General features: G+C 58.5%; 20 protein-coding genes. 11 read left to right on the forward strand and 9 right to left on the reverse strand.

Translation table 11 applies throughout. From position 1 onward, the window contains the following. Positions 1–25 precede the first annotated feature (25 nt). Complete coding sequence (locus tag MLD04_RS09190) at positions 26–2,164, reverse strand: adenosylcobalamin-dependent ribonucleoside-diphosphate reductase (protein WP_248157315.1); 2,139 nt, start codon at positions 2,162–2,164, stop codon at positions 26–28. Positions 2,165–2,791: 627 nt separating this feature from the next. Here MLD04_RS09190 and MLD04_RS09195 point away from each other — a divergent pair. After that, positions 2,792–3,616: a DUF6160 family protein gene (locus MLD04_RS09195; RefSeq protein ID WP_248157317.1), complete on the forward strand. Its 825-nt coding sequence runs from the start codon at positions 2,792–2,794 to the stop codon at positions 3,614–3,616. Between the two features lie 88 nt (positions 3,617–3,704). Here the strand turns inward: MLD04_RS09195 and MLD04_RS09200 are convergent, their stop codons facing one another. The 3 genes from MLD04_RS09200 to MLD04_RS09210 all read right to left on the reverse strand — a co-directional run bounded on the left by MLD04_RS09200 (position 3,705) and on the right by MLD04_RS09210 (position 6,451). Then, a complete protein-coding gene (locus MLD04_RS09200) occupies positions 3,705–4,499 on the reverse strand; it encodes an ABC transporter ATP-binding protein (RefSeq protein ID WP_248157319.1) in 795 nt (264 codons plus the stop codon). Positions 4,500–4,508: 9 nt separating this feature from the next. Beyond that, positions 4,509–5,411 carry an ABC transporter permease gene (locus tag MLD04_RS09205; RefSeq protein ID WP_248157321.1) on the reverse strand — a complete coding sequence of 301 codons (903 nt, stop codon included), beginning with the start codon at positions 5,409–5,411 and terminating at the stop codon, positions 4,509–4,511. Between the two features lie 65 nt (positions 5,412–5,476). Beyond that, positions 5,477–6,451 carry an ABC transporter substrate-binding protein gene (locus MLD04_RS09210; protein ID WP_248157323.1) on the reverse strand — a complete coding sequence of 325 codons (975 nt, stop codon included), beginning with the start codon at positions 6,449–6,451 and terminating at the stop codon, positions 5,477–5,479. A gap of 264 nt (positions 6,452–6,715) precedes the next feature. Between MLD04_RS09210 and MLD04_RS09215 the strand changes: the two genes are divergently transcribed. Continuing rightward, the gene (locus tag MLD04_RS09215; RefSeq protein ID WP_248157325.1) at positions 6,716–8,383 is read left to right on the forward strand and encodes an AMP-binding protein; all 1,668 of its coding nucleotides are present in this window, start codon (positions 6,716–6,718) and stop codon (positions 8,381–8,383) included. A gap of 122 nt (positions 8,384–8,505) precedes the next feature. Beyond that, on the forward strand, positions 8,506–8,982 hold the full coding sequence (locus MLD04_RS09220) for a thioesterase domain-containing protein (protein WP_248157327.1): 477 nt from the start codon (positions 8,506–8,508) through the stop codon (positions 8,980–8,982). Positions 8,983–9,007: 25 nt separating this feature from the next. Here MLD04_RS09220 and MLD04_RS09225 read toward each other — a convergent pair whose 3' ends face one another. Both MLD04_RS09225 and MLD04_RS09230 read right to left on the reverse strand, forming a co-directional pair. Continuing rightward, complete coding sequence (locus tag MLD04_RS09225; protein ID WP_248157329.1) at positions 9,008–10,696, reverse strand: ABC transporter permease; 1,689 nt, start codon at positions 10,694–10,696, stop codon at positions 9,008–9,010. A 12-nt stretch (positions 10,697–10,708) separates the two neighbouring features. Next, on the reverse strand, positions 10,709–11,722 hold the full coding sequence (locus MLD04_RS09230; RefSeq protein ID WP_248157331.1) for a Fe(3+) ABC transporter substrate-binding protein: 1,014 nt from the start codon (positions 11,720–11,722) through the stop codon (positions 10,709–10,711). A 187-nt stretch (positions 11,723–11,909) separates the two neighbouring features. Here MLD04_RS09230 and MLD04_RS09235 point away from each other — a divergent pair, with 187 nt between their 5' ends. The 3 genes from MLD04_RS09235 (at position 11,910) to MLD04_RS09245 (ending at position 14,266) form a co-directional block, all read left to right on the forward strand. Further along, on the forward strand, positions 11,910–12,176 hold the full coding sequence (locus MLD04_RS09235) for a PilZ domain-containing protein (RefSeq protein WP_008938122.1): 267 nt from the start codon (positions 11,910–11,912) through the stop codon (positions 12,174–12,176). Between the two features lie 22 nt (positions 12,177–12,198). Further along, the gene (locus MLD04_RS09240; protein WP_248157333.1) at positions 12,199–12,768 is read left to right on the forward strand and encodes a hypothetical protein; all 570 of its coding nucleotides are present in this window, start codon (positions 12,199–12,201) and stop codon (positions 12,766–12,768) included. Positions 12,769–12,952: 184 nt separating this feature from the next. Next, positions 12,953–14,266 carry an HD-GYP domain-containing protein gene (locus MLD04_RS09245; RefSeq protein WP_345799615.1) on the forward strand — a complete coding sequence of 438 codons (1,314 nt, stop codon included), beginning with the start codon at positions 12,953–12,955 and terminating at the stop codon, positions 14,264–14,266. Here the strand turns inward: MLD04_RS09245 and MLD04_RS09250 are convergent. Beyond that, positions 14,256–15,374: an organic solvent ABC transporter permease gene (locus MLD04_RS09250; protein ID WP_248157337.1), complete on the reverse strand. Its 1,119-nt coding sequence runs from the start codon at positions 15,372–15,374 to the stop codon at positions 14,256–14,258. The genes MLD04_RS09245 and MLD04_RS09250 overlap by 11 nt on opposite strands. Before the next feature lie 248 nt (positions 15,375–15,622). Here MLD04_RS09250 and MLD04_RS09255 point away from each other — a divergent pair, with 248 nt between their 5' ends. The 3 genes from MLD04_RS09255 to queF are packed head-to-tail and all read left to right on the forward strand — an operon-like array spanning position 15,623 to position 18,180. Then, the gene (locus MLD04_RS09255; RefSeq protein WP_248157339.1) at positions 15,623–16,573 is read left to right on the forward strand and encodes an ABC transporter ATP-binding protein; all 951 of its coding nucleotides are present in this window, start codon (positions 15,623–15,625) and stop codon (positions 16,571–16,573) included. Beyond that, positions 16,570–17,343, forward strand: a complete 774-nt coding sequence (locus MLD04_RS09260) for an ABC transporter permease (RefSeq protein WP_248157341.1) — start codon at positions 16,570–16,572, stop codon at positions 17,341–17,343. Before MLD04_RS09255 ends, MLD04_RS09260 begins: the two co-directional genes overlap by 4 nt. Before the next feature lie 15 nt (positions 17,344–17,358). Next, complete coding sequence (gene queF, locus MLD04_RS09265; protein ID WP_248157343.1) at positions 17,359–18,180, forward strand: NADPH-dependent 7-cyano-7-deazaguanine reductase QueF; 822 nt, start codon at positions 17,359–17,361, stop codon at positions 18,178–18,180. Positions 18,181–18,183: 3 nt separating this feature from the next. On the opposite strand, the gene MLD04_RS09270 is transcribed toward queF, so the two are convergent. Then, the gene (locus tag MLD04_RS09270; RefSeq protein ID WP_248157345.1) at positions 18,184–19,644 is read right to left on the reverse strand and encodes an adenylate/guanylate cyclase domain-containing protein; all 1,461 of its coding nucleotides are present in this window, start codon (positions 19,642–19,644) and stop codon (positions 18,184–18,186) included. A gap of 1 nt (position 19,645) precedes the next feature. Next, complete coding sequence (locus MLD04_RS09275) at positions 19,646–19,957, reverse strand: Mpo1-like protein (RefSeq protein WP_248157347.1); 312 nt, start codon at positions 19,955–19,957, stop codon at positions 19,646–19,648. A gap of 142 nt (positions 19,958–20,099) precedes the next feature. On the opposite strand from MLD04_RS09275, the gene MLD04_RS09280 reads away from it, so the two are divergent. Beyond that, a complete protein-coding gene (locus MLD04_RS09280; protein ID WP_248157349.1) occupies positions 20,100–20,663 on the forward strand; it encodes a nitroreductase family protein in 564 nt (187 codons plus the stop codon). A gap of 223 nt (positions 20,664–20,886) precedes the next feature. Beyond that, positions 20,887–21,285 carry a flagellar basal body rod protein FlgB gene (gene flgB / locus MLD04_RS09285; protein ID WP_248157351.1) on the forward strand — a complete coding sequence of 133 codons (399 nt, stop codon included), beginning with the start codon at positions 20,887–20,889 and terminating at the stop codon, positions 21,283–21,285. Positions 21,286–21,290 lie beyond the last annotated feature (5 nt).

Raw genomic sequence — 21,290 nt, forward strand, 5'->3', positions numbered from 1 at the left:
CGTTGTCCTGTGGTCGGTTCCCGGATCAGTACTTGCCGTAGGTGCCTTCTTTGAGCGCATCAAACAGGTTGGCGGCGGTGTGGATCTCGCCGTCGTATTCTACCTGTTCGTTACCGCGCAGGGTCACCTTGCTGCCGTCGTCCAGTGTGAACTCGTAAAGCGTGTTCTCGAGGTCTTTCTCTTTCACCAGTACGCCCTGGAACGCTTCCGGGTTGAAGCGGAAGGTGGTGCAGCCCTTCAGGCCCTTGTCGTAGGCGTACAGGTAGATGTCCTTGAAGTCCTGATAGGCGAAGTCTGTCGGAACGTTGGCCGTTTTGGAAATCGAGGAATCTACCCACTTCTGGGCGGCGGCCTGGATGTCCACGTGCTGCGCCGGGGTGACGTCGTCCGAAGTGGTGAAGTAGGACGGCAGTTTCTTGTCCTCGTCGTCGGAGAACGGCATGGCGCCCGGGTTCACCAGGTGGCGGTACGCCAGCAGTTCGAAGGAGAATACGTCTACTTTCTCCTTGGTCTTGCGGCCTTCGCGGATGATGTTGCGCGCGTAGTGGTGCGAGAAGCTCGGCTCGATGCCGTTACTGGCGTTGTTGGCCAGCGACAGGCTGATGGTGCCGGTGGGCGCGATGGAGGTGTGGTGGGTAAAACGGCCACCTTTCTCGGCCAGCTGCTTTACCAGCTCCGGCTCCACGTGGGCGATCTGCTGCATGTAACGGCTGAAACGGGCGTGCAGCAACTTGCCTTTGAGAACATCGCCGATCTTGTAGCCTTCTTTGGCCAGCTCCGGGCACTTGTTCATCATCTTCGGGGTGATTTCGAAGTCTTCGTCCATGATCGGCGCCGGGCCTTTCTCTTCGGCCAGGGCCAGGGACTGGCGCCAGCCTTCTACGGCCATTTCACGGACCACTTCTTCGGTGAACTGCACGGACTCATCGGAACCATACGGCATGCGCAGCATGGCGAGGGTGGAGCCCAGGCCCAGGATGCCCATGCCGTGGCGGCGCTTGTGGGTGATCTCGTGGCGCTGCTCGGCCAGCGGCAGGCCGTTGATTTCCACAACGTTGTCCAGCATGCGGGTGAAGATGCCCACCACCTTGCGGTATTTCTCGTAGTTGAAGCTGGCCTTCTCGGTGAACGGATATTCGACGAACTTGGTCAGGTTTACGGAGCCCAGCAGGCAGCTGCCATACGGGGGCAGGGGCTGCTCGCCGCAGGGGTTGGTGGCGCGGATGTCTTCGCAGAACCAGTTGTTGTTCATCTGGTTGACCTTGTCGATCAGGATGAAACCCGGCTCGGCGTAGTCGTAGGTGCTGGTCATGATGGTGTCCCAGATAAACTGGGCCTTCACCGTCTTGTAGATGCGGCAGGCGACCTTGCCTTCGTCGTTCACCACGTAGCCGTCCAGAACCGGGAAGTCGCGGTACACGAACTGTGAGGTGTCGGACAGGTCCAGGTTTTCGTCGTCCACTTCCTTCTGGGTGACGGGGAAGGAGAGGTGCCAGTCGTCGCCGTTGCGGACGGCTTCGATGAAGTCTTCGGTGATCAGCAGGGACAGGTTGAACTGGCGCAGGCGGCCGTCTTCACGCTTGGCCTGGATGAACTCGATCACGTCCGGGTGGTGTACGTCGAAGGTGGCCATCTGGGCACCACGACGACCACCGGCGGAAGAAACGGTGAAGCACATGCGGTCGAAGATGTCCATGAAGGACAGCGGGCCGGAGGTGGTGGCGCCGGCACCGGCAACATAGGCACCGCGCGGGCGCAGGGTGGAGAACTCGTAGCCGATACCGCACCCGGCCTTGAGGGTCAGGCCGGCTTCGTGGTTTTTCTCCAGGATGTCGTTCATGGAGTCATGGACGGTGCCGGAGACGGTGCAGTTGATGGTGGATGTGGCGGGCTTGTGCGCTTCCGCACCGGCGTTGGAGGTGATCCGGCCGGCCGGGATGGCGCCGTTCTGGAGTGCCCAGATGAAGTCCTTCATGTGCTTGGTGCGCACGGACTTGTTTTCCACTTCGGCCAAGGCTTTCGCAACGCGCTCGTAGGTTGCGTTGATGTCCTTGTCCACGGGTTCGCCGGTCTTGGTCTTGAGCTGGTATTTGCTGCTCCAGATGTCCAGCGAAGCTTCCTGCATCGGAATCGTTGTGATCACTGCCTGTGCCTTAGCGTTCATTGCCACCCTCGGTTCTTCCAGTCTGTCTCTTTTTGATGGCGCTGTCTCTAGCGCCATACCCCTTTTAAATCGTTGGAGCCATTCCGTTCCGGTCTGGTTCCTGGCCGGCCATGGTCAAAACGGGCCAGCGACCACAACATGTGGTGGTTGGTCGTCTGGTGCGTTTGCCTGCGTGGAGGCCGGTCTGGTATCGAATCATTGTGCGGGCCTGGCGTGTAGCCCCTTCGTCTGGCCTCCGGGAGGTCCGGCGGCGGTTTTATTGTATACCCTATATGTGGGCTTATTTTTCGAAAGTATAACAGGATATAGTGGTGTGTGAACAAGAACGCAACTATTGAATACGGCGAGCGTCGAAAGAAAATCAATGGAAGAGGCCTTGCATTGGCGGGAAGCCGCGTCATGGCGTGGTTGGGGCGGGATTTCGGGCAATTACTATATGTTGTGGTTAAAAAATCGGCAGGCCGACGGCGAGGCAAGGATAGCGTGACGAATAGTTTTCCTGTGCAAGTAGTTTGTGACGCCTGCACGTATCTGATGTCGACAGATCGTTAAAGTATAGAGGTGGCGTCGTAAAACGTAGTGGCCCACAGGAAGTGATAACCACTATAAGAAAAGAAGGAACAAGAAATGAAAGGCCTGAAACCTTCATTGCTAGCGCTATGTGTTGCCGGTATGCCCGCCGCAGCCCTGGCGGAGATCCAGCCGCTGGATGAGGCGTCGATGGGGAACATTACCGGGCAATCGGGTGTCACCATTGAACTTGAAGCCAAGATCAATATCGATAAATTCATCTACACAGACGATGGTTCGCTGGAAATCAATGACATTTTCATTGGGGGTGGTAACCGGACCGATTATTTTCCGGAGCTTGGCTTTAACCTGACCGGGAACGGGATCGGCCCCACCGACCGAATTGATAACGTCCGTATCAATATCGACATCGCCTCCGATGGTGATGCGATTATCAACATACTGCCCATTGTATTTGGAGCCGTGGATTTCACAGTCACCACTGGCGCCTGGAATCTCGTTGATACCGGGGGCACCCCGGGTACTACACTGATCGACAATTTCCGAATGGATGCCCTCATTGGCTCGGGTACGATCCGGATCGATACCGCGACTGATAAAATGAATATCAAAACGGACTTCGCGATTGACGATATGGATTTTGATGTGCCGTTCCTCGGCATTGGGATACGCGACTTTCAGTTGACCGGTCCGGACTATGATCTCCAGGCGCCCCAGCCCCTCAGATTGTTCGCCAACGTTGATATGGATATCTATCAGGGCCCCAATCAAGCGGGTGTCGATAGCCTCGCAGTGGATCTCAATAACTTTGAAGCCGATATTCGTATCGGGGGTGTTCTCATTGGAGGGACATCGATCGGTTCCGTTGCGATTGATAATCTGGCGATTACCGACACAAAGTTGAGGATCTACGGTCACTGACCGGCCTTCAGAAAGCATAAAAAAGCGGGGCCTGGCCCCGCTTTTTTGATGTCCGGATATTGGTTTTCGGACGATTTTGACGTCGGTATCAGCCCAGCAGCAGGCTGTCGTCATCCACCTCCAGACCACGCTGTTTTTCGAACAGGCCGAGCAGGTCTTTCACTTCCAGCCCCTCCCGTTCCTTGCCGGCTATGTCGAACACTACCTGTCCCTGGTGCAGCATCACCGTGCGGTCACCCACGTCCAGGGCCTGTTTCATGCTGTGGGTCACCATCAGGGCGGTGAGCTTCTGCTCCTCGATGATCTTTTTGGTGAGTTCCAGCACGAACGCGGCGGTCTTGGGATCCAGCGCGGCGGTGTGCTCGTCCAGCAGGAGAATGCTCGAGGGCGTGAGGCTGGCCATCAGCAGGCTGACGGCCTGGCGCTGGCCACCGGACAGGAGGCCCATCTTGTCGCCCAGGCGATTCTCCAGCCCGAGTTTCAGGGAGGCCAGGCTTTCCCGGAACTGGCCAAGGTACTGCTTCTTGACCGCCGTTGTGAGTCCCCGGCGCTGGCCGCGCTTGATGGCGAGGGCCAGGTTTTCTTCTATGGACAGGTTTTCGCAGGTGCCGGCGAGCGGATCCTGGAAGACCCGGGCCACGCGCGACGCCCGCTTGTAGGTCGGCAGGCGTGTGACGTCCTGGTTGTCGACCACAATCTGGCCGCTGTCGACCATCACTTCGCCGGCGAGGGCGTTCAGGAAGGTGGATTTGCCGGCGCCGTTGCTGCCGATCACGGTCACGAATTCACCCTGGTTAACGGTCAGGCTCATGCCCCGCAGCGCCGGGTTTTCCAGCGGCGTGCCCTTGCCGAAGGTGAGTCGGAGATCGTCTGCACTGATCATGTCGATTCCTCAGGCTTTCTTGCGGGTGAATTTGCTGACCACGGAGTTCCGTACGCCCGGCAATACAATAGCCAGTGTAACCAGTACGGCAGTGATCAGGTTCAGGTCCTGTGCCTGGAGGCCAAGCACGTCGGCGTTCAGCGCGAAGGCGATGGCCAGGCGGTAGATAATGGCGCCCACCACGCAGGCCATCAGGGCCCGGATGACGGTGGACGGCGTGATCAGCGCTTCACCACCAATCAGGGAGGCGAGGCCGATCACGATCACGCCCACGCCCATGGTGACGTCGGCAGCACCCTGGCTCTGGGCGAACAGCGCGCCCGCCAGTCCCACGAGGCCATTCGACAGGGCCACGCCGAGCACGATCATGCCGCCGGTGGCGATGCCCTGGGCCCGGGCCATGCGGGGGTTGGCGCCGGTGGCGCGCATGGCAAGGCCGGTCTCGGATTTCATGAATCGCCAGAGCAGGAACAGGGCCACGAGCACCACAATCAGGAACAGCACCACCGGGACCTGGTGGTAGGCCAGTCCCAGGTCGTACCAGGGCGTCAGCACCGTCTCTTCGGACAGCAGGGCGACGTTGGGGCGCCCCATGACCCGGAGGTTCACGGAGTAGAGGGCGATCATGGTCAGGATGGACGCCAGCAGGTTCAGGATCTTCAGCTTGACGTTCAACAGAGCGGTGACCGAACCCGCCGCCATACCGGCCAGAACGGCGGCCCCGGTAGCAATCCAGGGGTTCCAGCCGTGGATGATCAGGATGGCGGAAACGGCAGCACCCAGGGGGAAACTGCCATCGACGGTGAGGTCGGGAAAATCGAGTACACGAAACGAGATGTAGATGCCGAAGGCGACCAGGCCGTAGATGAGGCCGGTCTCCAGGGCGCCATAGAAAGCGATTTCACTGAGCATGGGTACGATTCACTGTGAAAGAAAACGGGCGGGCCCTTGTGGGGTCCGCCCGTTCTCGTCAGGCTTTACTTGTCGCTTTTGACGACTTCTTTGGCTTCCTTGATGAGATCATCGGACAGGGTGATGCCCATTTCCTTGGCCGCGGCCGGATTTACATACAGGTCCAGGGTATCCATGGTCTCAACCGGCATGTCTGCGGTGCTGGCGCCGTTCAGGACACGGGCAACCATCTTGCCGGTCTGGCGGCCATGGTTGTAATAGTTGAAGCCCAGCGCCGCGACTGCGCCGCGCTCGACGGTGGCGGTGTCTGCGGCAAACACGGGAATGTCGGCGCGCTCACCCACGGAGATCACGGCCTCGGCGGCGCTGATCACCGTGTTGTCGGTAGTCAGGTAGATGGCGTCTACGTCACCGACCAGGGAACGGGCGGCGCCCAGAACCTCGGAGGTCTTGGTGGCAGCGGCCTTCACCAGGGTCAGGCCGCGGGCCTTGAGGCGTTCGTCCAGCAGGTTCACCAGGGACACGGCGTTGGCCTCGCCCGGGTTGTAGACGGTGCCGATGCGCTTGGCGTCGGGCATGACGCGCTGGAGCAGATCAATATGCTTGTCGATGGGCAGCATGTCGCTGACACCGGTGATGTTGGCGCCGGGCTTGTCGAGGCTTTTCACCAGTTTGGCGCCCACCGGATCGGTGACCGCGGAGAAGACGACCGGAATGTTCCGGGCCGCGGCCGCGACGGTCTGGGCGGAAGGCGTTGCAATGGCCACAATCACGTCTGGCTCTTCACCGATGAATTTCCGGGCGATCTGGGCAGCGATTGCGGAGTTGCCCTGGGCACTCTCGTGCATGATCTTCAGGTTGTCGCCTTCCTTGAAACCTTCGTCGGCAAGCTCGTCCTTGACCCCCTGGTACACGGCGTCCAGTGCCGGGTGTTCAACGATCTGCGTGATGGCGACGGTCTTGGTGTCCTGGGCCTGAGCCAGGCTAGCCGCTGCCAGCAGGGAAGCGCCCAGAAGAGTGCGCAGTGTTTTGGTGGCCATATACCCATCTCCGAGTGGTTAGAGGTGTGACTTGGATCGGTGTCTGGAATTCGGAAGGTGCGAGAGTTTACCACAGCCTGGCATCGCAAGGGGTAGGGGGAAGCGTTCAACCTGAAAAGATCGGCCAGTAGTTGAGGAATTGAATAATTCCGGTTGAATCACGTTTTGACGACCCTTACCGTGTTGCAATACCCTACGAAAGTCTAATAATAGCGCTTATAAGAACACGCTGACGAAAAACACAACTTATAACAAGGAAGGTCCATGGACACGACTAATAAACTTCCCCTGGATATGGTGTATCACTGGGAGCAGGCGAAGAAGAACTCCCTTTATATGACCCAGCCCATCGGTGATGGCAAGGTCGTCGAGTACACTTGGGGCCGAGCGGTTGACGAAGCCCGTCGCATGGCGGCCTACCTCAAATCCCTCAATCTGCCGGAGAAGAGCCGCATTGGCCTGATCTCCAAGAACTGTGCCCAGTGGGTCATGGCAGACTGGGCGATCTGGATGGCGGGGCACATTTCCGTCCCCCTGTATCCGACACTCAATGCCGACACCGTCAACTACATCCTCAATCACGCTGAATGCGAGGTCCTGTTCGTTGGCAAGCTGGACGACTGGGACATGATGAAGCCGGGCGTACCGGAATCGGTCCGCTGTATTTCTTTCCCGCTGAGCCCGCCCAACGACTTCGAGACCTGGGACGACATTGTCAGCAAGTACCCGCCGCTGGAGGAGAATACCCACCGCGATGCGGATGAGCTGGCGACGATTGTCTATACCTCCGGCAGTACCGGTCGCCCGAAAGGGGTCATGCTGAGCTTCGGCAATATGGCGTTTGCTGCCGCTGGCGGCATCCAGACCCTGGGTGTTGGCCCGAACGAGCGGATGCTCTCGTACCTGCCTCTGGCCCATGTGTTCGAGCGCACGTTCGTGGAGCTGGGGTCGCTGTACTCCGGGTTCCAGCTGTTCTTCGCAGACTCCCTCGACACCTTTGTTCAGGATCTCCAGCGGGCCCAGCCGACGTTGTTCCTGTCCGTGCCGCGTCTGTGGGTGAAGTTCCAGCACGGCGTGCTGCAGAAACTGCCCAAGCAGAAGCTGGACCGGCTGCTGAAGATTCCGGTACTCAATCGCGTGATCAAGAAAAAGGTGCTCAAGGGATTGGGACTGGACAAGGTCAAGCTGGCCGGCAGTGGTTCCGCGCCGTTGTCCCACGATGTCCTGGACTGGTACCGCAACCTTGGGCTGGAGTTGCTTGAGGGCTATGGCATGTCCGAGAACTTCGCTTATTCGCACATGAACAAGCCCGGGCGTTCCCGCACCGGCTATGTGGGCGAGGCGTTGCCTGGCGTGGAAGTGAAGATCAGCGATGAAGGGGAAGTCCTGGTCAAGAGCCCGGCCACCATGATGGGCTACTACAAGGACGAGGAGAAAACCCGGGAAACATTCACGGAGGATGGCTTCCTGAAAACCGGCGACAAGGGCGAGATCGACGAGATGGGTCGCCTGAAGCTGACCGGCCGCATCAAGGAGATCTTCAAAACCAGCAAGGGCAAATACATTGCGCCCGCGCCCATTGAAAACCGCCTGATGTCCCACGATGCCATCGAGATGGTATGCGTGTCCGGTGCCAATCAGACCCAGCCCCACGCACTGGTTATGCTGGGCGAGGAGACGCGTCCGAAATTGGCCGACGAGAACTTCCGGAAGGAACTGGAGGCAAGCTTCACAAACCTGATCAAGGAAGTGAACAAGACGGTGGATCCCCACGAACAGCTGGCGTTCATTACGGTGGTCAGTGACGAGTGGTCCATCGAGAACAGCTTCCTCACGCCCACGCTGAAGCTCAAGCGTAATGTGGTTGAAGACGCTTACCAGGAAAAGGTCGATAACTGGTACGCGCAGAAGCAACCCGTGATCTGGCAATAAGCGACGTTCGTGCTACGCCAAAAGGCCCGGTTTCGACCGGGTCTTTTTCGTTTCAGACCGACGTTAGTCGCATAGGGAAACCCTGCTGATGGGCCTAAACTTCAAGTAGTTGGGAGGAAGTTATGACTCAGTTGGCCTTGTTCCAGAAACGTATTCACGACGAAATTCCGCTGTCCAGGGCGATGGGTGTCCAGTTGCATTCCTGGGATGGCAAAGCGCTCGTGGTGAGCGCCCCTCTGGAACCGAATCAGAATCATCAGGGAACGGGATTTGGTGGCAGCGTCTATGCCGTAGCCGTCACCGCTGCATGGGGGCTTACAGAGCTTTCCCTGGCGGATCTGGGGCTCCGGGGCTCGGTGGTCGTCCAGAATGGGACCATTGACTATGTTGAACCGGTCACCATGGACTTCTACGCGGTCTGCCGGCTACCGGGGGACGAAATTCCCGAAAGGTTCCGCAAGAGCCTCGCCCGCCACGGGAAGGGTCGGCTCGATCTGACAGCCGAGGTGTTCCTGGGTGAGCCCTCGGCAGTGCCCTCGGGGGATCCGGTCGCGGTATTCCAGGGACGCTTTGTGGTCCGGGACGTGCATTCCGGCTGACCCCGGTGAGAGCCCAGGGGCCTCTTCAGGTCATGGCCCGGGTGTTGGAAATCGACCGGCTCATCAGGATGATCGGCACGATGCCCGCAAGCACGATGATCAGCGAGGGCAGTGCGCTGTGGAAGAGTCTTTCGTCTGATGCAAACTGATAGACATAGGTGGCCAGGGTTTCAAAGTTGAACGGCCGCAGTATCAGTGTCGCCGGCAGCTCTTTCATGCAGTCGACAAACACCACCAGCGCTGCCGTCAGGAGCGTGCCCCGAAGCATTGGCAGATGGACTCTCAGCAGGGTCTTGCCGGGAGTATGCCCCATGGAGCGGGCCGCCATGTCCATGCTTGGTGTGACGTTCTGCAATGCACTCTCCACGCTGCCCGCGGACACCGCCAGGAAGCGCACTGTGTAGGCAAATACCAGCGCAAAGGCGGTTCCGCTCAATAACAGGCCGCTGCTGATGCCGACCGAATCCCGCAGCAGCCCATCCAGCCAGTTATCGAAACCTGCCAGGGGCACGATCACGCCCACCGCCAGTACTGCGCCCGGCATGGCGTATCCGAGGCTCGACAGCCTGAGCAGCACCTGCATGCCGCGGGTATTATGGAGGCGGCGGCTGTAGGCCAGGATTACACCAATCACCAGTGTCGTGAACGCGGCGCTGCCCGAGAGCAGCAGGCTGTTCAGGGTGTTTTCTACAAAGTCCGGGTTCCAGCTTTCCTCGAAATACTCCCACGCATAGAGGCCCAGGGTTCCGGCGGGAATAATGAATCCGAAGATTACCGGCAGGGCACACACCGCGAGGCAGACCATCTGTCGCGGGAAGGACATGGTGAATCGACGTATCGGATCCCGGTTGTCGCGGGCTGCAAACTGTTGCTGACGCCGGCGGGAGTGCCGTTCCAGCGAGACCAGGATCACCACGAACACGAGCATGGTGGTGGCGATCTGGGCGGCGCCGCCCAGGTTACCGAGGTTCATCCAGGTGTCGAACAGGCCGGCGGTGAGGGTCTGTACCGCAAAGAAATCCACGGTACCGAAATCGTTCAGGGTCTCCATGAGCACCAGTGAAAGGCCCACGGCGACGGCCGGCCGGGCGATCGGCAGGACAACTCTGAAAAAGGTGCTCAGGGCGGAATGGCCAAGGCTTCGGCTCACCGCAAACAGCGATGGGGATTGTTCCAGGAATGCGGCCCGGGCCAGTAGGTAAACGTAGGGATAGAGCACCAGCCCGAGCATCAGCATGGCCCCCTCAAGGCTGCGGATCTCCGGGAACCAGTAGTCACTGGCGTTCTGCCAGCCAAACCATTCTCTCAGCCCTCGCTGTACCGGACCGGCGTAATCAAGCAGGCTGGTGTACACATAGGCAATAACGTAGGCGGGCACGGCGAAGGGCAGGAGCATGGCCCATTCGAAAAAACGGCGGCCGGGAAACTCGCACATGGTTACGGCCCAGGCGCTGGACAGACCGATCACCAGGGTGAGGGCGCCCACTCCGATCATCAGTTTCAGGGTGGTGACCAGGTAGCGTGGCAGTGTGGTGTCGATCAGGTGGGGCCAGATGTTCTCTTCGGGAAAGAAGGCCAGGAAAATGACCGAGAGCACCGGTAGCGCAACGATGGCTGTGATGACAGTTGCAGCTACGATCCAGCGCCGAGACGTGCGCCCGGACAACAGTGGCTGGGTCGGCCCCGGATCGGCGACTGCGGTGGTCTCGGTCATTGTGTGTAAATCCTACTCTCCGTCGTAGTCGACCCGGTCAACGAGTTTGACGGCTTTCTCACGATTCTCCGCGATGGTCTGGAGGGGCAGCGAATCGGGGTGGATGTCTCCCCATTCTGCCACCAGGCCGGACGGTTTAACCGCGGGATTGGCCGGGTACTCGGTATTGGCTTCGGCGTAAATACGCTGGGCTTCCGGTGAGGAGAGGAATTCCATCAGCTTGACCGCATTCTCCCGGTTCGGCGCGCTCTTGGTCATCGCGATGCCGCTGATGTTGATGTGAGTGCCACGCCCGTCGGCGTTCGGAAATACCAGCCGGACCTTTTCGGCAATCGGACGCTGGTTTTCGTCCTGCAGCATGTTGCCGTAGTAGTAACTGTTGCCGATGGACACGTCACAGACGCCTTCGGCGATGGCCTTGATCTGGTCGCGGTCACCACCCTGGGGCTTCCGGGCGAGGTTGTCTTTCACATCCTGCAGCCATTGCTCGGTCCACTCTTCACCGTGGTGGGCAATCATGGACGAAAACAGCGCAATATTGTAGGGGTGCTTGCCGCTGCGTGTGCAGATTCGGCCCTCCCACTTGTCATCGGCCAGTTGCTCATAGGTCGTGATTTCGCCTTCCTTTACCCGGTCCTTCGACGTGAAAATCAGGCGGGCGCGGGTGGTGAGTGCAAACCACTTGCCGTCGGGGTTGCGAAGGTGCTCGGGAATATTCTCTTCGAGTACCGGGCTCTCCACACCCTGAACAAGATCACGCTCGACCAGTTCATTCAGGCGTGAAATGTCCACGGTCATGACCACATCCGCAGGGCTGTTCCGTCCTTCCCGCTCCAGTCGCTCGGCAAGGCCCTTCTTGGCAAACACCACATTGGTGTCAATGCCGGTTTCCTTTTCGAAGGCCTTGAGAAGCGGTTCAATCAGGTAAGCCTGGCGGTAGGAGTAGATATTGACGTCACCACTGGCCGATGCGGCGAGTGGAAGTGCCATTGCTGCAGCGGCAACAAGCGTCCGTGTCACTGTCATGTAGATGATTCTCCAGCTTTTGTGCATTTGCTCCACCGGGTGGCTGGTGGATAACTAAAAACAGCAACCATTCTCATTTGTGTTTGCTGCCGAGTCAATATCTCTGAGATCGATTTCCTGGAAAATGGTGGTATGCTTCGGAACACTATAAAAATGAAGTAAATGGACCGGAATCCGGATTACGCCAGTGAACGATCGCAGAGAGTACATCCGCACCGCGATGAGTGCGAAAGTGAAGGTAGTGCACGAGTCCCTCGGAGAGTTCGTGTTTTCGACCCGTGACATTTCCGATGGCGGGGTTTTCATCGTGGTTGAGGGTGAGCCGTTCGAGCCGAAAATCGGTGATCAGGTCACCGTACAGGTCCAGGGGCTCCCCGTTCCTGCGCCCGTTCTGAATATGGTGGTGGTTCGCAAAACCAACGACGGATTCGGGTTACAGTTCGACCCCGAATGAACTGTATTCAGGGATGGATACCATGAAGCCGATACTACTGTTGTTACTCACATCACTGGCCCTGTCCGGATGCGCCAGCTATTACACACACTTTGCCATGTTTCCTGCGGAAAATTCGCAGGGTGAGACCCGTCAGGTACGGGTGTCCTGGGATACCGCGGAATATCCCGGCTGGTGGTTCAGCGACGATCAGGCTACCTCGGTGAAGGTGGAAACCCAGTGCAGTGCCCGGGTCTGGCGCCTGTATGACGATGGGCACGATCAGGCAGAGGATTGTGGCCGTGGCATCCGCGCCTGCGGTGATGACGCATTGGACCGGAAGGTTGTTTCTCTGCCCGTTCTGGACGCCTCTGCTTGCATGGCGATCAACCCGGGCGACAAAGAGGCCACGATCGCGGGCATGGGGGACCGGTTTGACCTGCTTGTAGCCTGCGAGCCATCCAGGCCGGTGGCTCAGAAGGCCGATGAGAAAGTGAACATGGACTATCTCCGCGCCTCATCCGTCCCGTACACGGTCTATGCGAGAAAAGCGCCAAGGGGATCGCTTCGGGCACGCTTGCCGGAATTCGACGATTCGGTGTGCGAGGACTGAATGCGAATAAGGTTCACTTCCAGAGTGTGATAACAGTCACGTTGCTACATTCTGTTTCCCGATGAACATTCTCGTTACCTCATGTTGCTGAACCGTTGCATTGCGATACGAAAATGTAATGGACTCTTCCCGTCATCCCGTCAAAATGTAAAACATCGAAAATTCTTGCAGTATGGGGTGGCTCGTGGGCGTCCAACAGAGAAAAGTAGCAGTGCACGACCTGGAAGTGGGCATGTTCGTGTCCGATCTGGACCGGCCCTGGCACCAGACTCCTTTCCCCATTCAGGGTTTTCACATCCGTTCCCAGGACGACATTCGTGCGTTGGTCTCTCACTGCAAGTGGGTCATGATCGATGTTGCTGAAGTCCGTGACCTGAAAACCACAGAATCTTCCGAGCAGTCCTCGGTTTTCGGTCGCGCCGCGAAGCGAAGTCGGCGCGGTCGCGAAGAGCTTAAATTGCCCCCGCTGGCGATCCGGGAGCCGGTTGAATACGAAACGGTTTCGACGCTGAAAAAGGAAATGAAGGTTTCCAGGCGGCTGCTAGACGATGCCGAGGTCACCCTGGATCGTCTGTTCAAGACTCTCCAGGGCGGAACGGTTCCGGATTTACGGCCGCTGGCCGAGGCTACCCGCAAGATGGTCAGCAGTGTCATCCGCCAACCGGATGCGCTGCTCTGGCTCAGCCGAGTGCGCCACTATGACGATTACATCTACCGCCACGGCCTCAATTCTGCCGTCTGGGCCCTGGTCTGTGGTCGTGAACTTGGGCTGAACGAGGGGCTCCTGAATCACCTTGGGCTCGGCTGCCTGATGTCCCAGGTGGGCAAAATGTCATTGCCCCGCTCACTGCTCGATAAGGAAGGTCAGTTCAGCGCCGATGAGCACGCGCTGTACAAGACCTACGTGGAAAAGGGTCTGGCAATGCTGGAAGACAGTGGCCTGTCCCGCGCTGTTCTGAGCGTTGTCCAGGGGCACCGGGAACGTCACAACGGCTCCGGTTTCCCTCAGGGGGTGCGGGGTGACCGGATTCCGCTGCTGGCTAAGGTTGCCGGGATTGCCGAGTTCTTCGAGTCGCTGATTGGGCCGAGGGATGGCGGTGCCGAGCCTATGACCCCGGCCAAGGCGGTAAGCCTCCTCTACGAGATGCGCAACATCGAGTTTCAGGAAGACCTTGTTGAGCACTTCATTCAGGCTATCGGTATCTATCCGACTGGCAGCCTTGTCGAACTCAGTGACGGGCAACGGGGCATCGTAGTGTCCCATACGCCAGGCCGGCGGTTGTGGCCCAAGGTCATGGTGATGACGGGCCAGCAGCAAATGCCGCTGAAGTCCGCCCGTATTATTGACCTCGCGAAATTCAATGAAGACCGCGCGGCGGAGGACGCCCTTGCCGTCCGGGAGTGTCTGCCACATGGGACCGAAGGCCTCGATCCCGCGCGTTATGATGTGACCGGCGCCGAGTCCCGCTGGGGGCTCGGACGGCTGATCAGCGGATAAGAATCCTGAGTGATTTCCGGATCCAGCGGTAGGTGCCCTGGGGCCGGAAATTGATCAGCAGTTCGGATTCCCCTCCCGTATCTCCGCTGACGAAAAACTCGACATCGGCGGTCTGCCAGCTCCAGGAATGGATGGTGACGTCTGTGGGCCGTGTACTGATGGCCTCGATGTCGGTAAGATTCGTATCCCCTGCAATTTTCTCAACCCTGACGGACTTGATTCCAGTATCGGAAGCCGGGTACTCGGCCACATGGTTTTCCAGGTAGTATTGATTACCGATAGCGGTCGTAATCGCATCCAGCTCGTGGGTCAGGTAGATCTGGGCATCTTCCGTTTTAATGTCATCCAGGGTTCGGATGGATTCCACTATCCGGTCGCGTTTGGCTTGCAAATCCTGTTGGTATTCAACGTTCGGGTCCCAGTCGGCCTCATTTGCCGGTCTGACTGGAGCGGCATTGATCTCCTCCTGCGTGGGTGGATCGTCGCATAGTGCATTATCCTCGGGATAGAAGCAGATCTGTGCCAGCAGCTGATTCGCGGGAGATGGATTGCCTCCGAGCGCCGCGAATTCCGCCTCGGGTACTGAGAAGTCGATGGTTCCTTCGATATTGGTTAAAGCGGTGTTTAACTGATCGATCACTCTCTGTCTGATATCAATGCCTTCTCCTTCCGGAACCCCCTGGGTCCAATCCAGGGACATGAGGAAACGAGTCAGGTTCATCAGTGTGGCGTTATCAAGCAGCTGTGCTTCCGTTAACTGGTGGGAGCGGAGGTTCTGGTCGTCCACGATGGGCGTTTGCAGGGCGGTCCGGACGTCGGCAAAGAATTCCAGCGGGGAAATGTAGGGTTTGGCGGGCACACCCTGCACCAGCGGGAGATTGCCCACCTTGAATGACAGCGTTTCCCCCGGGTAGTAACGGAAGCGCCCCTGAGCGTCGGTGGTGCCGGACTGGCTGGCTGTCTGATAGCTCAGGCCACTGAAGCCGTTATAATTCAGGCGGCCGATACTCGGGTCGCTATCGCTGCCACCGCCGCCTCCCAGGCAGCCGGACAGGAAAACGGAGCTGAGCAGGAGGGCCAGGGGAGAAAGTCGGTGAACGGATTTCATTCTTCGGCGTACATCCCTTGTTGTTCGGCCGGCAGGGGCAGCTGCGCGACGCTTTGTAATAAGTTGTAACCGCATTATAGGGGGCGGTATCGGCCGATATCGGGATTCCCGTCGCAGTTTGGGGCTTCAGAATGCTGGAAAGCCAGCCCCTTGAATTCCCGGACTTTGCCACAAAGAATAGCAATCTACGTTTTGCTGCCTGCGACCGCGAGGGTCGCCATCCAAAGTTACTCAATACGGAATCATTTATGACCAATGCACTGGAAATCGAAGGCCTGACCAAACAATACGGGGACGGGTTCCAGGCGCTGAAGGGAATTGATCTCCACGTCAGCCAGGGGGATTTCTTTGCCCTTCTGGGGCCGAATGGTGCCGGAAAATCAACGACGCTGGGCATCGTATCTTCGCTCGTCAACAAGTCATCCGGCAAGGTCCGGGTGTTCGGATACGATATCGATACCCATCTCGTTCAGGCCAAGCTGAATCTTGGTGTGGTGCCCCAGGAATTCAATTTTAACCAGTTCGAGAAGGTGTTCGACATTGTGACGACCCAGGCCGGGTATTACGGCATTCCGCTGGGGCGCGCGTCACAATCGGCTGAGAAATACCTCAAGCAACTGGGTCTCTGGGACAAGCGCAACACCCCCGCAAGGATGTTGTCCGGGGGGATGAAGCGTCGCCTGATGATTGCCCGGGCACTGGTGCACGAACCAAAGCTCCTGATTCTGGATGAACCGACGGCCGGTGTGGACATCGAATTGCGCCGCTCCATGTGGGCGTTCCTCGAGCAGATCAATCGTGAAGGCACCACCATCATTCTCACGACCCATTACCTGGAAGAGGCGGAGGCCCTGTGTCGGAACATCGCGATCATCGACCGGGGTCGGATCGTGAAACACACCAGCAAACGCGACCTGCTCCAGCAACTGAGTGTGGAGACCTTCATCCTGGATACCGAGCAGGAGCTGGACGGAGCGCCGGCACTTGAAGGTGTCAGCTGCCGGATCAACAACGAGGGTGCGCTGGAGGTGGACGTTGAGAAAGGGCAGGGCCTGAATGCGGTCTTTGCCCAACTGGACGCCCTGGGCATCAAGGTCGTCAGTATGCGAACCAAGGCGAACCGACTGGAAGAGCTGTTCCTGCGCCTGGTGGAGGAAAACGCCTCGGACTCTGCAAAGGATCTGGAGGGCGCCGCATGAGGATCGAAGCGCTTTGGGTGGCGTTCTACACCATTGTGATTCGCGAGATTCGCCGATTTACCCGGATCTGGCCCCAGACGCTGTTGCCACCGGCTGTCACCATGACGCTGTATTTCATCATCTTCGGTAACCTGATCGGCTCCCGTATCGGCCAGATGGGCGGCTTTACCTACATGCAGTTTATCGTGCCGGGGCTGATCATGATGGCGGTGATCACCAATTCCTATTCCAACGTGGTGTCGTCGTTCTTCTCGATGAAGTTCCAGCGAAGCATTGAGGAGCTGCTTGTGTCTCCCGTACCCAACTGGGTCATCCTGGCAGGCTATGTCACCGGCGGCATGGCAAGGGGGCTGGGGATCGGACTGATTGTCACCCTGGTGTCGCTGGCGTTCACCCACCTGACCATCCATAACCTGCCGATGGTTGTGATTACGGTGTTCCTGACGTCGGCGTTGTTCTCGGTGGGTGGCTTTATCAACGCGATGCTGGCGACCAAGTTTGACGATATCTCTATTGTTCCGACGTTTGTGCTGACGCCACTGACCTATCTCGGCGGCGTGTTTTACAGCATCGGCCTGCTGCCGGATTTCTGGCAGGGCGTATCCATGGCAAACCCGATCCTGTACATGGTGAACGGGTTCCGTTACGGCATACTCGGTGTATCGGACGTCAATCCGTTCGTCTCCCTTGGTATGATACTGGTGTTTATCGTCCTGCTGTCGCTGGTGGCCCTTCGAATGCTCCAGCGCGGCAAGGGTATCCGTCACTGAGTTTCAGGAACCGATATGGCTCTGCACAATGCCCCGCTGGGCAAGTCCAGTGAATATCCGGATCGCTACGATCCGGATATTCTTTTTCCGGTACCCCGGGAGGAAAATCGTCGCCGCATCGGGCTGGACGACGGCCGCTGGCCCTGGTTCGGAGAGGACCTCTGGCAGGCCTGGGAGCTGTCCTGGCTGAAGCCCGGAGGTGTTCCGGTTGTTGCCTGGGCCGAGATCCATGTTCCCGGTGCGTCGCCGTACCTGATCGAGTCGAAATCGCTCAAGCTGTACCTGAACTCGCTCAATCAGCACACGTTTTCTTCCTGGCAACAGGCGGGCGAGACGATCAGCAATGATCTGTCGAGTGCGTGTGGTGCAGCAGTCAGGGTGCAGCTGCACTCCGTTGATGACGACGTTATGACCCGTGGGCGTCCGGCAGGCTATGAGCTGATTGACGATGAGCCGGTGGACGGAGTCGTTTACGAATACGATCCGGCGTCACTGGCCGTTCGGGAGGATTCTGTCGTTACGGAGTCGTTGTGTTCCCATCTGCTGAAGAGTAACTGCCCGGTCACCGGCCAGCCGGATTGGGGGACGCTGCTGATTCGCTACACCGGCAAACCGATCGATCGGGCAGGGCTTCTGCGCTACGTGGTGAGCTTCCGGAACAAGCAGGATTTCCACGAGCACTGTGTCGAAACGGTGTTCACGGATTTGATGGCGCATTGCGCTCCGGAGTCGCTGGAGGTCTGTGCCCGATACACCCGGCGGGGCGGGCTGGACATCAACCCGTGGAGAAGTACGGCACCTGAGGGCGAGCCGGGGCCACGGCTGGTTCGGCAATAGCCCCTAGCCGAGTTTGCCGGTTTCGGATTCCGGAACGTCTTCTTCTGTTCGCAGGCGCTCTGCTGCATCTTCCAGCGCCTGCAGGATGGCCTGCCGTTCCCGTTCAGTGACCTTGTCGGAATCGAGATACATGGCGAACCCGCTGTGTTCGTGTTCAAGGAAGCTGCGGTTGGGGCCCATGTCACGACGGAAGTCGACCACTTCGTAGATGGGCACGGGTTTGCCGAAACCTTTCACCGTGATCTCTCCCTTGTCCCGGCACATGATCCGGTCCTTGATCAGCGAGAAGGTCTCATAGGAGACCAGGATTTCGCCTGGCTGGGCCAGGGACTCGAGGCGACTGGCGAGGTTCACTTCCTTGCCGATGATGGTGTAGTCCATCCGGTTCTCGGCGCCGAAGTTACCGACGGTGGTGTAGCCGGTGCTGATGCCCATACGGATTTCCAAGGGCGTCTTGATGCCCTGGCTGCGCCACTTCTGGCGCATGATCTTCATATGCTTGCGCATCTCGATGGCCATGGAGACGCAGGCAAAGGCGTCCTCACGCTGCCCGCGGCTGGTGGGGTCGCCGAAGAACACCATGATGGAGTCACCGACGAACTTATCGATGGTGCCACCGTACTTGAGAGCCACTTCAGACATTTCGTTGAAGTAGTGGTTCAGCAGTTCGGTCAGGGCCTCGGGCTCCATCTCTTCAGACAGTTCCGTAAAGCCCTTGATGTCCGAGAAAAACACCGCGAGCTTTTTGCGCTGGGTTTCCAGGCGTACATCCCGTTCACCCGTGAAAATGGATTGCCATACCTGCGGAGACAGATATTTGGACAGTTTGTGGGACAGTGCAATGGACTGCTCCCGCTGGTTCTGGATCTGGGTCTTGGCGAGCATCAGCGCCCGGGCCTGCTGGTGGGAGTAGTAGGCCGTCATGCAGATATAGAGGCCGGTCGAGACGATGGCGCACAAGCTGGTCAGCAGGGGAGACTGGAACGACGCCGCAGGGCCGACGAAGGCCAGAGCCGTCAGGACCGAAATGGCCATGAAGCAACTGCCGATCAGCCATTGGCGGATGCCGCCCACGATCAGGCAGCTGAACATCAGCATCAGCGCGACTGAAGCGGAAGGGATCGCCACCAGTCCGGTACAGCCAATAAAGGCTCCGCCGATCACGCAATCCACCAAGAGCATTTTTTGCCGGATGCGGGGTGATCGGCTCAGGAAGGTCTTTCGGGTGACGACGTAAACGATGTGCGGCCAGACGACAGCCCCGGCAACCAGCCAAAGCAGCCAGTGGGCAAACGCCTGTTGCAGCACGCCGACCACAATGATGGCGCCGGTAACGGTATACGCCATGACCCGACCGTTGTAGTCGGGCATTGGCGGAATGGCAACGGAGCCCGTTGCCTGATCCGACGTCAGCGCTTTGGTGGCGCTGCTGGCGTTGCGGAGGTCCACGTGGGCGCTCATCATTTCAGAAGCGAATCCGGCCAATCAGCATGTCCCGGAACATGACCCAGTCTCCCATCAGGCTGTACAGGGGAAAGCGGAACGTTGCCGGGCGGTTCTTTTCGAATTTGAAGTGTCCGACCCACGCAAAGCCATAACCAATGACCGGCAGGGCCAGAAGCCAGAGGAGCTTGCCGGATATCAGCGCATACAGGGCGACGATCAGAACCAGCAGGCTTCCGGTAAAATGAAGTCGCCGACAGGTCACATCGCTGTGTTCTTCCAGATAGTAGGGATAGAATTCAGAGAAGTTGCGAAACGTCTGATTGTCACTCATGGTACTGCCACATTGTTTTGATTGTTGGTCAGGCCAGACATACGACTAAAGACTAACAGTATTACGTATAACCCACAATTAACAAACTGGATCACGATTTGCCTGCATCATCTACCGTTCATCGCTCAGTCCGAGAGGCATTATGACGTCAGTAAGCCAATTCCTGCTGAACCGTTCCTCCGAGCCGCGTCTCAGGGCGCCGGCGCCATCCAAAGAGGTGCTTGAAACGGTGTTTTCATGTGCGGCCAGGGCGCCGGATCATGCGCTGTTAAGGCCCTGGCGTTACCTGGTTATAGAGGGAAGCGGTCGGGAAGCGCTGGGTGAATTATTTGCCGCCACCTGCCCGGCCGATGCCGACGACGCCGCCATCGAAAAACTTCGGCGCGCTCCTCTGCGAGCACCGATGGTGATCGTTGGAATTGCCTCACCGTCGGCACACCCGAAGGTACCCGAGGTGGAGCAGATCATGTCTGCCGCCGCAGGAATGAGCTTTCTGGAACTGGCTCTGCAGGATGCAGGTTTCGGGGTTATGTGGCGGACCGGGGCGGTTGCCTACAACCCGGTGGTCCATGAAGGGCTTGGCCTGGGGGAGGGCGAGTCCATCGTAGGCTTTCTCTACACCGGGACCATTGCCGTGGAAAAGCCGCCGGTTCCTCGCCCGGCGGTATCGGAATTTGTGAAGCATTGGCCCGGAGAGCAGCGATAGCAGGCCACTCCCAGCTGTAACCGGCTGGAGGAAAGGGTTTGCCGCCTTTTCCCCGGCTTTTGATAACCCCCGATTTACTGCATGCGGCCAGGAGCCCTTGGTTTTCGGGGCTTTCCATTCGATTTTCCCTCCTTTTTCATTTCTGGCATCCCGCTTGCTTCAGTACCGTCAGAAAGCAATTCCGGCAACAGTTTGGCCGGTTGTGACAGGTTTTGGAGGCGGTATGGCAATCTCTTTCGACAAGGCGCTAGGCATCCACGAACAGGCCCTTCAGGCACGGGTAAAGCGGGCAGAAGTGCTTGCCAACAACCTGGCCAATGCCGATACACCGGGCTACAAGGCCCGGGACGTGGACTTCCAGGCGATGATGCAGCAGGCGAAGGACTCCATGTCCGGCCTGGCCCTTGACCGTACCAACGATGCCCATATCGGCGGAGGTTCCGGGGACGGGGCGGGTGAGCTCAAGTACCGCGTACCGTATCAGCCGTCCGTGGATGGCAACACGGTGGACGCCCAGCAGGAGCAGGCCCGCTACATGCGCAATGCCATGGACTTCCAGGCCAGCTTCCAGTTTCTGAACAGTAAATTTGCCGGCCTGACCAAGGCATTGAGAGGCGAATAAACCGC

The sequence above is a fragment of the Marinobacter koreensis genome (assembly GCF_023156285.1).
GTDB lineage: Bacteria > Pseudomonadota > Gammaproteobacteria > Pseudomonadales > Oleiphilaceae > Marinobacter > Marinobacter koreensis.